Below are 12,691 nucleotides of genomic sequence, written 5' to 3'. Positions count from 1 at the left end.
ATGGGTCAGGCGGCGTGGCCGACCTGGGCCATGGGAGCCGCTACGGCGGCTGCGCCGGGCTGGAGCTCGGCTTTCGGGAGATTCAGAATCCGAGCCGATCGAAGGCTTTCCCGCAGCCTCATCGTCTCCTCCTGCCGCGCCCGGGCGGCGGACGCCCCCAGGGAGGCGGAGCAGTCGCGGGCCGGCGGATGGGACAGGGCTTCGAAAACGTCGCCGCGCGCCACGCCGAGATCGGCGAGCAGGTGGTCGTCCAGCGCAAGAAGCTCGGCGATCTGTTGACGATTGCGCCAGCGCTTCCAGGCGACGGCCACGCGCGCCACGAGCGCGCCGGCGCCGGTGAACGAGGGTGCGAGGGCCTGCTGGGCGGGGGCGGTCATCGTGATCTCCTGCGTGTTTCGCGCCATTCCGGCGGGTGCGGCCGGAACGTCGACCGTGCGACAGATCTACGCAACGGCAGATCATAAGTGAAACGAATGTTCATGATGGACTGCATCAGTAAAAACGATCATTGTCACGGAGCCGTCACGCGCGCCCGGGTGAAGTCATGCACCTTCTCGACATCGATCAGCTGAAGACTTTCGTGGCGATCTGCGACACGGGGTCGTTCACCAAGGCGGCCGAGGTGGTGCACAAGACGCAGTCGGCCGTGTCCATGCAGATGAAGCGGCTGGAGGAGCGGCTGGGCAAGCCGGTGTTCGAGCGCGACGGCCGGGCCTCGCGCCTCACCGAGGACGGCGAACGGCTGCTCGACTACGCGCGGCGCATCCTGCGGCTCAACGTGGAGTGCCTGGCGAGCTTCGCGGACGCCGAGCTGGCCGGCCGGGTGCGGCTGGGCGTGCCGGACGATTACGCCGACCGGTACCTGCCCGAGATCCTGGCGCGCTTTTCGCGCTCCAACCCCAAGGTGGAGGTGACGGTGGTGTGCGAGCCGACGCCCATGCTGGCGGACCGCATCCAGACCAGCGACCTCGATCTCGCGATCATCACGCATGTGGAGAGCCGCGGCCCGGCCGAGGTGATCCGCAAGGAGCGGCTTTTGTGGGTGGCGTCGCTGCGCCACGCCGTGCACGAGGAAGGGCTGTTGCCGCTGGCGCTGGGGCGGCCGACCTGCAACTGGCGCCAGGCCGCGACCGAGCGGCTGGACGCAATGGGGCGGCCCTATCGCATCCTGTATTCGAGCTGGAACTCCAACGCCGTGGGGGCCGCCGTGCTGGCCGGGCTCGCGGTGGGCGTGCTGCCCGAGAGCGCGGCGCGGCCGGGCATGCGCGTGCTGGGGCCGTCGGAGGGCTTCCCGACGCTGCCGTCCTGCAAGATCGGCCTGATGCGCAACCGGCACGAGCGCTCGGCGCTGGCGGACGCGCTGGCGGGGCACATCGTTTCCAGCCTAGACAATTTGAAGGGGGCCAGCATCGCGCCGGACGACGACGCGGTCGCGGCGGAGTGAGCCGGGCTGGCCGTCAGGTTGCGGACGCCATGTTGCTCAGGATGGAGTTGAAGAGATCCCACAGCGCGCTGCGGATGGAGCCCGAGCCGCCGATGATCACCAGCGAGATGATGGCGGCGATCAGCCCATATTCGATGGACGTCGCGCCGGTTTCGTCTTGGCAAAAGTCGTTCAGGGCGCGGATCATCAGGGGGTCGCCAACCTCAGTTCATACAACTTACGCGTGTGTCTTTTAATGGAGCGTGATCATGGCGGTGAAAAAGCTCGCTATGGTTGTGTTCCTGGGCGAAAAGGGCGCCGTGGCGGCTCTTTTGCGCGTTGGTTCGGGTCCGGCTCCGGTGAGCGCCGGCTTGATTCTCGTCACTTGCTGGTCACGCCAAGGCGTGTAACCTTGAATTGGTGAAGCGCGTAGGCCAGAACTCCCGGCTCAGGCGGCCGTTGCGGAACAGTGATTTGCAGCAGGCGTTTTCACCTGCCGATTCGATTGCCGACCTGGGGGCCTGGGCCCTTGCGAGCGGGAGTGCGACACGATGTTCCAACCCGTTCCAGGCGCATTCAGCGCTCCCTGGGGCGCCGGCGTGAAACGCGCCCCGCGGGTCCTGATCTATAGTCACGACACGTTCGGCCTCGGGCATCTGCGCCGGTCGCGCGCCATCGCGAACGCGCTCGTGCAGGCCGCGCCGGACGCCTCCGTGGTGATCGTGACCGGCTCGCCCGTGGTGGGGAGCTTCGATTTCGGCAACGGCGTCGACTTCGTGCGCGTGCCCGGCGTGGTGAAGCTGCCGGACGGCGACTACACGACGCTGAACCTCAAGATCGGGCTCGACGAGGCGGTGGCGCTGCGCGAGGCCATCATCCGCAACACCGCGCTGGCGCTCGACCCGGACCTCGTGATCGTCGACAAGGAGCCGACCGGCTTCCGCGGCGAGATCCTGCCGACGCTGCAGCTGATGAAGCAGCGCGGGGCCAGGCTGGTCCTCGGCATCCGCGACGTCATGGACGAGCCGGCGCTGCTCGCGCCCGAGTGGGAGCGCAAGGGCGCCGTGCAGGCGCTGGTGGATTTCTACGACGACATCTGGATCTACGGGCTGCGCCGGCTCTATGAGCCGCTGGCCGCGCTCGACCTGCCGGAGGCGGTGCGCGAGCGCATTACCTATACGGGCTATCTGCGGCGCGAACTGCCGGATCCGCCGCAGTTCTCGCGCTATCCCAAGCTGACGCGCGGGCCGTTCGTGCTGGTCACCACCGGCGGCGGCGGCGACGGGCCGGCCCTGCTGGACTGGGTGGTGTCGGCCTATGAGCGCGACCCCGACATCCCGATCCCGGCCCTGGTGGTGTTCGGCCCCTTCGTGTCGCGCGGGGCGCGGCAATCGCTAATGGGGCGCATCGCCAAGCTCGAGAAGGTCGACGCCATCGCGTTCGATTCCAAGATCGAGCACCTGATGCAGAAGGCCTCCGCGATCGTCGCGATGGGCGGATACAACACGTTCTGCGAGATCCTCTCGATGGACAAGCCGGGCCTGATCGTGCCGCGCAAGACGCCGCGGCTCGAGCAGGCGATCCGGGCGCAGTTCGCCGAGGAGGCCGGGCTGGTGCGCCAGCTCGACGGGCTCGACAACCCGCCGTCGACGCACGACCCGCTCGAAATGGCGGCCGCGATCCGAGCGCTGATGAGCCAGCCGAAGCCCTCGCAGGCGGTGATCCCGGACCTGCTGGACGGGCTGGAGCGGATCGGCGCGATGACGCGGCCGTGGTTCGAGGACGCACGGACCGGCCGCGGGCGCTCCGGCGTCGGCATGGCGGCCGAGTGAGCCGGCGTCCATGACGCTCGATCCTGCGCCGGGACGCGCGGCGCTGCCGGCCGTGGCCGTGGTGGTGAAGGGTTATCCGCGCCTCTCCGAGACCTTCATCGCGCAGGAGATGCTGGGCCTGGAGCGCGCCGGGTTCCGACTCGCCATCTGGGCGCTGCGGCGGCCCACCGACAAGGCCGTGCACCCGCTGAACCGGCAGATCAGCGCTCCGGTCGATTACCTGCCGGAATATCTCTACCAGGAGCCCCTGCGGGTGCTGGCGGGCGCGGCGGCCGCGCTGCGCAGGCCGACGCTGGGCGCCCTGCTGCGCCTCTTCTGGCGCGACCTGAAGCGGGACTTCACACCGAACCGGGCCCGGCGGCTCGGGCAGGCGCTGGTGCTGGCGCGTGAGCTCGACCCGGCCATCCGGCACGTCCATGTGCACTATCTCCACACGCCGGCCTCGGTGGTGCGCTACGCGTGCCTGTTGAGCGGCCGGACCTTCAGCTTCTCGGCGCACGCCAAGGACATCTGGACCACGCCGGACTGGGAGAAGCGCGAGAAGATCGCGGACGCCGCGTGGGGGGTCACGTGCACCCGGATGGGGCTGGATGAATTGCAGCGCCTCGCGCCCGCCGATCACCCGGAGAGGGTCGCGCTCGTCTATCACGGCCTCGACCTGGGCCGGTTTCCGGCGGCGCCCTCGTCGCGCCCGGCGCGCGACGGGTCCGATCCGGGCGATCCGGTCCGCATTCTCTCGGTCGGGCGCGCGGTGGCCAAGAAGGGTTATGACGACCTGCTGGACGCGCTGAGCCGCCTGCCGGCCGGCCTCCATTGGCGGTTCACCCATATCGGCTCGGGCGAGCTCAAGGATGCGCTGCGCGCCCGGGCCACGACGCTTGGCCTCGCAGACCGCATCGAGTGGCTGGGCGGCCAGGCGCAGGACGCCGTGGTGGCGGCGATGCGCGACGCCGACATTTTCGCGCTGCCCTGCCGGGAGGGCGACCACGGCGACCGCGACGGACTGCCCAACGTCATCATGGAGGCCTCCACGCAGGCGCTGCCCATCCTGTCCACCGCGTTCGCGGGCGTGCCCGAATTTGTTCGCGAAGGCGTCGAGGGCGTGCTGACGCCGACGCGCGATCCCGTTGCGCTGGCTGATGCACTGGAGAGGTTGATCCGCACGCCGGCGCTTCGCGCGCGCCTCGGCGAGGCGGCGGCGCGCCGGGTTCGGGCGTTTTCGTTCGAAGCAGGCGTCGACGCCGTTGCGCACAGGCTGGATGCGTCGCTCGGGGCGGAGCCTCCCCTCGCCTCCCCGGGCGCGCTCGTCGCAGCGGCGTCCTGATGCGGGTCGTATTCCACGCGCCCCTGAAGCCGCCGGAGCACCCCGCCCCGTCCGGCGACCGGGAGATCGCGCGGCTGCTGCTGCGGGCGCTTGAGCAGGCGGGCATCGCGGCCGAGCGGCCCTGCGGGCTGCGCATGTTCGATCCGCGCGGCGACGCGAGCCTGATGCGCCGTCTCGCCGCCGAGGCGCGCGACGCTGCCGGGCGCTTCGTCGAAGAGGCGCAGCGCCGCCCGCCGGCCGAGCGGCCCGGCGCGGTGCTGACCTATCATGTGCACTACAAGGCGCCGGACGTGTTCGGCCCCGCGGTCGCGACCGCGCTGGGGCTGCCTTACGTTGTCGTGGAGGGCTCGCGCGCACCCAAGCGCGCCGGCGGACCGTGGGCGCTCGGGCATGCGCTGGCCGAGGCGGCGCTGGACCGGGCCGACGCCGTGCTGATCATGAACGCGCGGGACCGGCAGATTCTGGAGCAAGCCCGGCCGGCCGCGCAGAGGCTCCTCGATTTCCCGCCCTTTCTGGACGCGGCGGCATGGCCGCAGTCGGAGCGGCGCGGCACGTCGGCGGCCGAACCGTCCCGCTTGCTGGCGGTCGGGATGATGCGGGCCGGCGACAAGCTGGCATCGTTCCGCGTGCTCGCCGAAGCGCTTGCCATGCTTGGGGAGCGGCCGTGGACGCTGGACGTGGCAGGTGACGGCCCTGCCCGGCCGGAGGTCGAGGCGGCCTTCGCGCGTTTTGGCGACCGGGTCCGTCTCCATGGCGAGCTGGACCGGGCCGGGCTGGCCCGGCTTTACGTGGGCGCCGACCTGCTCGCCTGGCCGGCCGTGAACGAAGCCTTCGGCATGGCCTTTCTGGAGGCCGCCTTGTTTGGCTGCCCTGCCCTTGCGGGCGCGTATGGCGGCGTCTCCGGCGTGGTGGAGGATGGCCGCACGGGCGTGCTGACGCCGCCGGGCGACGCCGCGGCGTTCGCAAGCGCGCTGGCGTCGCTGCTGGACGCCCCCGACCGGCTGCGTGCGCTGGGCGTCGCGGCCCGGGAGCAGGCGCTCGCGACGCGCACGCTGGAGGCCGCCGCCACGCGGCTCCAAGCCGCGCTGGCCGAGGCCGGCCGGTCTTTCGCGGAGCGCGCCGCATGAGCCTCTCGGCGCTGTTCGTCGTCACGCATCTGCTAGGCACCGGCCATCTCGCCCGCACGGCCGCGCTGGCCCGCGCCATGGCTCGGCGTGGCCACCGGGTCACGCTGGTCAGCGGCGGCCGGCCGGCCCCGATGGTGCGGCTCGACGGGGTGGAGCTCGTGCAGTTGCCGTCGGCGCATTGCGTCGGCACGGATTTCGCGACGCTGCTCGGGGCGGATGGCGCGCCTCTCACGGCGGAGACCTTGGCCGAGCGTCGGGCGCTCACTCTGGCGACCTTCGAGCGCACGCGCCCCGACCTGCTGGTGACGGAGCTGTTTCCGTTCGGACGCCGCCAGCTCGCGGCCGAATTCCTGCCGCTGCTCGAAAGCGCGCGCGGCCGCGACCCGCGCCCGGCGGTGGTGTGCTCGGTGAGGGACATCCTCCAGTCGCCGTCGCGGGCTAGCCGCGCGGAGGAGACGCTGGAGCGGCTCTGCGCCTTTTACGATCGCGTGCTCGTGCATGGCGACCCGGAGGTGGTCCCGCTCGACGCGTCCTGGCCGGTCGGCGACGAGCTGGGGCGCCGGCTCGCCTATACGGGCTATGTGGGCGACCCGCCGCCGGAGGCTCCCCCCGCCGGGGAGCCCGGCCCGGCGCAAGCCTGCCCGGCGCAGGCCGGCGCGATCGTGGTGTCGGGCGGCGGCGGCGCGGCCGGCTTGCCGCTGCTGAGCGCCGGCGTCGAGGCCGGGCGCGTCGATCCACTCTGGCGATCCTGGCGCATCCTGGCCGGGCATGGGGTGGCGGAACGCGACTTCGAGGCGCTGCGGGCGCGCGGGTCGGAGCGGGTCATCGTGGAGCGGGCGCGGCCGGATTTCATCCCGCTGCTCCGCGAGGCCGCCGTGTCGGTGAGCCAGGCGGGCTACAACACCGTGATGGATATCGCGGCGGCCGGCGCGCGGGCCGTGCTGGTTCCTTTCGAGCAAGGCGACGAGCGCGAGCAGCGCCTGCGGGCGGAGGCCCTGGCCGAGCGCGGGCTCGTCGTGACGCTGCCAGAAGCGGGCCTCACCCCGGAGGCGCTTCTGCGCGCCGTGCACGAGGTTTCGGCCGGGCCACGGCCGCACTGGCCGGACTGGGGCGACGGGGCCGAGCGCGCCTGCGCGCTTCTGGAAAGCGCCGCCGCGGCGGCGACGCAGCGGGCCCTTTCCTGGCGCGCACTGGACGATGCGCTCGCGGCCCTGCGATCGGCAGGGCGCAGCATGACGTTGTGGTGGCGGGACGACGACTGCGTCGCCCCCTCGCCGGCGCTGGACCACATGCTCGCGCTGGCCGAGCGCGTCGGCTGCCCGGTCGCGCTGGCGGTGATTCCCGAGGCGGTGCGGCCGGAGCTTGCCGACCGGCTGCGGACGGCCCCGCTCGCCAGCGTGCTGCAGCATGGATGGGCGCATCGCAACCACGCGCCCGAGGGCGCCAAGAAGCAGGAACTCGGCCACGCGCCGGGCGACCTGGTGCTGGCCGAGCTCCAGTTCGGCCGGGACCGCCTGGAGGAGATGTTCGGCGCGCGCGCCCTACCCGTGCTGGTTCCGCCCTGGAACCGCATCGATCCCGCACTCTTGCCGGCGCTGCCAGGGCTCGGTTTTCGCGGCCTGTCGACCTTCAAGGCCCGCCGAGCGCCCGATGCGGCGCCGGGACTGCGGCAGGTCAACACGCATCTCGACCCCGTCGATTGGCGCGGCGACCGTGGCCTTGCTGACGAGGCGGCGCTGATCGGGCTCGTCGCCGCCCATGCGCGGGCGCTGGCGGCAGGGATCGCGGACCCGGACGAGCCCTTCGGCCTGCTCACCCACCACCTTGTTCACGACGGCTGGATCTGGGGTTTCGTGGAAGAGCTTTTCGCCCGGCTGGCAGCCACGGGGGCCGTTCGTTTCGTGTCGGCCGAGGAGGCGTTTGAGCTACCGCATGGCTGAAGCAGGAGTTTCATGCCAGCGTCGCCTTTATCCCGGAGTTGTGCGTTAGGGACAGGTGAGGCCAAGATGCGGGACGGACACGAAAACTCGTCGACAGGCTCGTCCGCTCCGGCTCTTCTGGTCCGGACGGTCGACGACGAGCGGGACCGCGGGAGCGAAATGGCGCCGAACACCGAACCGCTGGTCAGCATCCGGGATCTCGCGGTGGATTTCACCGCGGACGCCGGGCTCGTGCATGCGGTGCGGGGCGTGTCGTTCGATCTCTATCCCGGCCGCACTCTGGCGGTGGTGGGCGAGTCCGGCTCCGGCAAGTCCGTGACCGCCAACGCGATGCTGCGCCTGCTGCCCAAGCGCGGGCGCATCGTCAACGGCTCGATCCTGTTTCGCGATCCGCTCGGCGGCGGGCCGGTGGACATCGTCAAGCTCGATCCCGATAGCGAGAAGATGCGCCAGCTGCGCGGCGCGCGGCTCGCGATGATCTTCCAGGAGCCGATGACGTCGCTGTCGCCGCTGCACACGGTGGGCGACCAGGTGACGGAGGCGCTGCGCATCCATGACGGCGTGAGCCAGGAGGACGCCGAGGCGCGCGCCATGGCGGTGTTCGAGCGGGTCGGCTTCCGCGATCCCAAGGGCATGCTCACCACCTATCCGTTCGAGCTTTCGGGCGGCATGCGCCAACGCGCCATGATCGCGATGGCGCTGATCTGCCGCCCCGCTTTGCTGATCGCCGACGAGCCCACCACGGCGCTGGACGTAACCACGCAGGCGCAGATCCTGGCGCTGATCAAGGAGCTGCAGGCCGAGACCCAGATGGCGGTGCTGCTGATCACGCACGACCTCGGCGTGGTCGCCAACATGGCCGACGACGTCGTGGTGATGTATCGCGGCCAGGTGATGGAGCGCGGCGAGCGCGAGGACATCTTCCGCCGGCCGCAGCACCCCTATCTGGTGGCGCTGATGCGCGCCGTGCCGCATTTCGACATGAAGCAGGACGAGCGCCTGACGCCGCTGCGCGAGATCAAGATCGACGCCGCCGCGGCCGCGGCCGCCGCCCATTGCGGGCGCGAGCCCGTGCCGGCGGGGCGCACCGTGCTGGACGTGACCGGCGTCAGCAAGACGTTCACGCTGCGCTCGGGCGGGCTTTTCGGGACGCCGCAGCGGATCGCGGCGCTCTCCAACGTGAACCTGACGCTGCGCGCCGGCGAGACGCTGGGGTTGGTGGGCGAAAGCGGCTCGGGCAAGACCACGCTGTCCAAGGTGATCATGCGCGCCATGGCGCCTGATTGCGGCAGCGTGTGCTTCGACGACGGGACCGGCGCGCGCGACGTGTTCAAGCTCAAGGGCTCGGAGCTGAAGGATTATCGCCGGGCCGTGCAGTTCGTGTTCCAGGACCCGTTCTCGAGCCTCGACCCGCGCATGACGGTGTACGACATCCTGGCCGAGCCGCTGCGCATCCACCGCATCGGCAACGAGGACCAGCGTTTCCAGCGCGTGAAGGACCTGCTCGAGCTCGTCGGCCTCGACCAGCGCTCCATGCGGCGCTATCCGCACTCGTTCTCGGGCGGGCAGCGGCAGCGCATCGGGCTGGCGCGGGCGCTGGCGCTGAACCCGGCCGTGATCCTGTGCGACGAGCCGACCTCGGCGCTCGACGTCTCCGTGCAGGCGCAGATCCTGAACCTGTTGAAGGACCTGCAGACCGCGATCGGACTCTCCTACCTGTTCGTGTCGCACAACCTCGCGGTCGTGGACTACATGGCCAACGACATCGCCGTGATGTGCCGGGGCGTCATCGTCGAGCAGGCGCCGCGCGAGACGCTGTTCCGCTCGCCCAAGCACCCCTACACGCAGGCGCTGCTGGCCGCCGTGCCGAGCCCGGACCTCGACCACCTGCTCGATTTCTCGCGCCTCACGGGCGGCGGGTTCTCCAACCCGGCGGACTGGCCGGAGCCGTTCCGGCTCGTGCCGGGCGAGACCCGTCCCGAGATGGTGGAGGTGGAGCCCGACCACCGCATCGCGCTGGCGCGGCCGTGCGAGCCCGTGGCGCAACAAGAACCGCTGAGGGCCGCGTCATGACGATCACGCGCCGTGGCGTACTCCAGACCGGGCTGGCGGCGGCGGCCGTCGCGGCGGCGCCCGGCGCCCTGCGGGCCGAGGGCTTCTCCTTCCAGGAATCGCCCATGCTGGCCGAGCGGGTGAAGAAGGGCCTGCTGCCGCCCGTGATCGACCGCCTGCCGACCACGCCGCTGATCGCCGATTTCGCGTCGCGCAAGCGCACGGTGGGGCGCTATGGCGGCGAGATCCGCACCCTGATCGCGAAGACGCGCGACCTCCGCTACATGTCGGCCAACGGCTACACCCGCGTGGTCGGCTATGACGAGACGCTGACGCTGCAGCCGGACCTGGCGCAGAGCTACGAGGAGCAGGACAACCGCGTCTTCACGTTCACGCTGCGGCGCGGGCATCGCTGGTCCAACGGCCAGCCCTTCACGAGCGAGGACTTCCGCTACTATTGGGAGGACGTGGCGCTCAACAAGGATCTGAGCCCGAGCGGGCCGCCCGAGCTCTTCATGGTGGACGGCAAGCTGCCGCGCTTCGAGATCATCGACGACCTGCGCATCCGCTATTCCTGGGACGCCCCGAACCCGCGCTTCCTGCCCGCGCTCGCGATGCCGCGTCCGCTGCGGCTGTTCTCGCCGTCGCAATATCTGCGGGCGTTCCACAAGCGTTACGCCGAGAAGGGCGTGATCGAGAAGGCCATCGCGGCCGCCAAGCTTCGCAACTGGGCGGCGCTGCACAACCGGCTCGACGATGACTACGAGTACAGCAACCCCGACGCGCCGGTGCTGACGCCATGGCGGCTCATCACGCCGCCGCCGGCTAACCGGATGGTGTTCGAGCGCAACCCCTATTTCCACCGGCTCGACCCGGAGGGGCGGCAGCTGCCCTATGTCGACAAGGTGCTGGTGGACGTGGCCTCGCCCGGGCTGTTTCCGGCCAAGAGCAACGCCGGCGAGGTGGACCTGCAGGCGCGCGGCCTCTCGATGAACGACGTGCCGGTGCTGAAGGAAGGCGAGGCGGCGCAGAACTACCGCACGCTGCTTTGGCCCTATGCGCGCGGGTCGATCTACACGCTCTATCCCAACCTCAACACGGCCGACCCGGAGTGGCGGCGGCTGAACCGCGACATCCGCTACCGGCGCGCGCTGTCGGCCGCCATCGACCGGCGCATCCTCAACAACGCGCTGCTGTTCGGGCTGGGCGTGGAGGGCAACAACACCGTGCTGGCGACCAGCATGCTGTATTCGGACGTGTTCCGGACCGACAACGCCGGCTACGACCCGGAGCTCGCCAACCGGCTGCTCGACGAGGTGGGGCTGACGGGCCGCGATTCCTCCGGCTTCCGCACCCTGCCGGACGGGCGGACGCTGGAGATCGTCGTGGAGGTGGACGGCGAGTCGACCGACATCGTCGACGCGCTGCAGCTCATCACCGAGTTCTGGCGCGATGTCGGCGTGAAGCTGTTCATGAAGCCGCAGGACCGCGGCATCCTGCGCCAGCGCTCGTTCTCGGGCCAGACCGTGATGGTGGCGGCGACCGGCCTCGACAACGCCGTGCCGACCGCCATGATGCCGCCCACCGAGCTCGCGCCGGTGCGGCAGGAGCATTACAGCTGGCCCAAATGGGGCCAGCACTTCGAGACGCAGGGCCACGCCGGCGAGGAGCCGGACACGCCCGGCGGCAAGCGCCTCCTCGCGCTCTACAAGGAGTGGCTGACCGCCACCGAGGACACGCGAAACACCGCGATCTGGCGCGAGATGCTGGCCTTGCACGCCGAAAACCAGTGGACGATCGGCACCATCGCGGGCGAGCTGCAGCCCGTGGTGGTCAACAAGCGGCTGCGCAACGTGCCCGAAAAGGCGCTGTTCTCCTGGGAGCCGACCTCGCTGATGGGCGTGTACCGCATCGACGAATACTACTACGCGGCGGGCGCCTGACATGGCGATCGCGCTCTACATCCTGCGCCGGGCCGTCACGATGCTGCTGACGCTGGTCGCCATCTCGGCGCTGGTGTTCGTGGTGATCAAGCTGCCGCCCGGCGACTATCTCAGCAACCAGATCGCCGAGCTGCGCTCGCAGGGCGACCCGGCCGCCGCCGCCAAGGCCGAGTTCCTGCGCGCCCAATACGGGCTCGACCGGCCGGTGTGGGAGCAATACCTGATCTGGATCGGCGCCTGGTCCGGCCCTAACGGCTTCTCGGGACTGCTGCAGGGCGACTGGGGCTGGTCCTTCGAGTTCCAGCGCCCGGTGAACGAGGTCGTGGGCGGCGCGCTCGGGCTCACGCTGCTGGTGAATGTCGCGGTGGTGATCTTCGTCCACGTGATCGCGATCCCGATCGCGATCTATTCGGCGACGCGGCAATATTCGTGGGGCGACTACGCGGCCACGCTGCTGGGCTATATCGGGCTGGCGACGCCGAACTTCCTCCTCGCCCTGATCCTGCTGTTCTACCTCAACCGCTGGTTCGGCATCTCGATCGGCGGCATGATGGACGCGCGCTACGACAGCGAGCCCATGAGCATGGCCAAGCTCGGCTCGATCGGCTCGCACCTGATCGCCCCCGTGGTGGTGATCGGGCTCTCGGGCACGGCCGCGATGATCCGGCGCATGCGCGCCAACCTGCTGGACGAGCTGCAGAAGCAATACACGATCACCGCCAAGGCGAAGGGCATGCGGCCCATGCCGGCGCTGATCAAATATCCGTTCCGGATGGCGCTGAACCCCTTCGTGGCCGACATCGGCAACCTGCTGCCGCACCTGATCTCCGGCTCCGTGCTGGTGTCGCTCGTGTTGAGCCTGCCCACCGTCGGGCCGGTGCTGCTGCAGGCCCTGAAGCAGCAGGACCAGTTCCTGGCCGGCTTCATCCTGATGTTCGTCGCGGTGCTGACGGTGGTGGGCATGCTCCTGTCGGACCTGCTGCTCGCCACCATCGACCCGCGCATCCGCTTCGGCGGGCGAAAGAGGTGAGATGAGCGCCAGCCTCGCCC

Annotated in this window: 11 protein-coding genes; 9 read left to right on the top strand and 2 right to left on the bottom strand. The window is 70.4% G+C overall.

The features are described 5' to 3' along the window. Window positions 1-5: 5 nt before the first annotated feature. Entirely contained in the window at window positions 6-377 is a 372-nt protein-coding gene (locus tag AC1DSZ_RS20740) for a YjiS-like domain-containing protein (protein WP_476840239.1), read from the bottom strand. Window positions 378-544: 167 nt separating this feature from the next. Here AC1DSZ_RS20740 and AC1DSZ_RS20735 point away from each other — a divergent pair, with 167 nt between their 5' ends. After that, the gene (locus AC1DSZ_RS20735; protein WP_476840238.1) at window positions 545-1,444 is read left to right on the top strand and encodes a LysR substrate-binding domain-containing protein; all 900 of its coding nucleotides are present in this window, start codon (window positions 545-547) and stop codon (window positions 1,442-1,444) included. A 13-nt stretch (window positions 1,445-1,457) separates the two neighbouring features. On the opposite strand, the gene AC1DSZ_RS20730 is transcribed toward AC1DSZ_RS20735, so the two are convergent. Then, window positions 1,458-1,631: a Flp family type IVb pilin gene (locus tag AC1DSZ_RS20730; RefSeq protein WP_476840237.1), complete on the bottom strand. Its 174-nt coding sequence runs from the start codon at window positions 1,629-1,631 to the stop codon at window positions 1,458-1,460. Between the two features lie 61 nt (window positions 1,632-1,692). Between AC1DSZ_RS20730 and AC1DSZ_RS20725 the strand changes: the two genes are divergently transcribed. The 8 genes from AC1DSZ_RS20725 (at window position 1,693) to AC1DSZ_RS20690 (ending at window position 12,671) form a co-directional block, all read left to right on the top strand. Next, complete coding sequence (locus AC1DSZ_RS20725; RefSeq protein WP_476840236.1) at window positions 1,693-1,833, top strand: hypothetical protein; 141 nt, start codon at window positions 1,693-1,695, stop codon at window positions 1,831-1,833. A 141-nt stretch (window positions 1,834-1,974) separates the two neighbouring features. After that, window positions 1,975-3,255: a glycosyltransferase family protein gene (locus AC1DSZ_RS20720; RefSeq protein WP_476840235.1), complete on the top strand. Its 1,281-nt coding sequence runs from the start codon at window positions 1,975-1,977 to the stop codon at window positions 3,253-3,255. A gap of 10 nt (window positions 3,256-3,265) precedes the next feature. Then, window positions 3,266-4,579: a glycosyltransferase family 4 protein gene (locus tag AC1DSZ_RS20715; protein ID WP_476840234.1), complete on the top strand. Its 1,314-nt coding sequence runs from the start codon at window positions 3,266-3,268 to the stop codon at window positions 4,577-4,579. Beyond that, on the top strand, window positions 4,579-5,706 hold the full coding sequence (locus AC1DSZ_RS20710; protein ID WP_476840233.1) for a glycosyltransferase family 4 protein: 1,128 nt from the start codon (window positions 4,579-4,581) through the stop codon (window positions 5,704-5,706). The genes AC1DSZ_RS20715 and AC1DSZ_RS20710 overlap by 1 nt, the downstream gene beginning before the upstream one ends. Further along, window positions 5,703-7,646, top strand: a complete 1,944-nt coding sequence (locus tag AC1DSZ_RS20705; protein WP_476840232.1) for a glycosyltransferase — start codon at window positions 5,703-5,705, stop codon at window positions 7,644-7,646. Before AC1DSZ_RS20710 ends, AC1DSZ_RS20705 begins: the two co-directional genes overlap by 4 nt. Window positions 7,647-7,805: 159 nt before the next feature. Next, a complete protein-coding gene (locus AC1DSZ_RS20700) occupies window positions 7,806-9,719 on the top strand; it encodes an ABC transporter ATP-binding protein (protein ID WP_476840231.1) in 1,914 nt (637 codons plus the stop codon). After that, window positions 9,716-11,641 (top strand): ABC transporter substrate-binding protein, encoded by a 1,926-nt coding sequence (locus AC1DSZ_RS20695; RefSeq protein WP_476840230.1) that lies wholly within the window; start codon window positions 9,716-9,718, stop codon window positions 11,639-11,641. Before AC1DSZ_RS20700 ends, AC1DSZ_RS20695 begins: the two co-directional genes overlap by 4 nt. Before the next feature lie 7 nt (window positions 11,642-11,648). Further along, a complete protein-coding gene (locus AC1DSZ_RS20690) occupies window positions 11,649-12,671 on the top strand; it encodes an ABC transporter permease (protein WP_476840315.1) in 1,023 nt (340 codons plus the stop codon). Window positions 12,672-12,691: the final 20 nt, after the last annotated feature.

The organism is Alsobacter sp. P4_H11 (assembly GCF_056400925.1).
The sequence above is the reverse complement of the archived record's forward strand: the minus strand, read 5'-3'. Positions and strand labels throughout refer to the sequence as shown.

Bases quoted from the DNA above. Each gene is read 5' to 3' on its own strand.
- AC1DSZ_RS20700 (WP_476840231.1), top strand. From the start codon at position 7,806: ATGGCGCCGAACACCGAACCGCTGGTCAGCATCCGGGATCTCGCGGTG.
- AC1DSZ_RS20705 (WP_476840232.1), top strand. From the start codon at position 5,703: ATGAGCCTCTCGGCGCTGTTCGTCGTCACGCATCTGCTAGGCACCGGC.
- AC1DSZ_RS20735 (WP_476840238.1), top strand. From the start codon at position 545: ATGCACCTTCTCGACATCGATCAGCTGAAGACTTTCGTGGCGATCTGC.
- AC1DSZ_RS20730 (WP_476840237.1), bottom strand. From the start codon at position 1,631: ATGATCCGCGCCCTGAACGACTTTTGCCAAGACGAAACCGGCGCGACG.
- AC1DSZ_RS20710 (WP_476840233.1), top strand. From the start codon at position 4,579: ATGCGGGTCGTATTCCACGCGCCCCTGAAGCCGCCGGAGCACCCCGCC.
- AC1DSZ_RS20725 (WP_476840236.1), top strand. From the start codon at position 1,693: ATGGCGGTGAAAAAGCTCGCTATGGTTGTGTTCCTGGGCGAAAAGGGC.
- AC1DSZ_RS20720 (WP_476840235.1), top strand. From the start codon at position 1,975: ATGTTCCAACCCGTTCCAGGCGCATTCAGCGCTCCCTGGGGCGCCGGC.
- AC1DSZ_RS20695 (WP_476840230.1), top strand. From the start codon at position 9,716: ATGACGATCACGCGCCGTGGCGTACTCCAGACCGGGCTGGCGGCGGCG.
- AC1DSZ_RS20740 (WP_476840239.1), bottom strand. From the start codon at position 377: ATGACCGCCCCCGCCCAGCAGGCCCTCGCACCCTCGTTCACCGGCGCC.
- AC1DSZ_RS20715 (WP_476840234.1), top strand. From the start codon at position 3,266: ATGACGCTCGATCCTGCGCCGGGACGCGCGGCGCTGCCGGCCGTGGCC.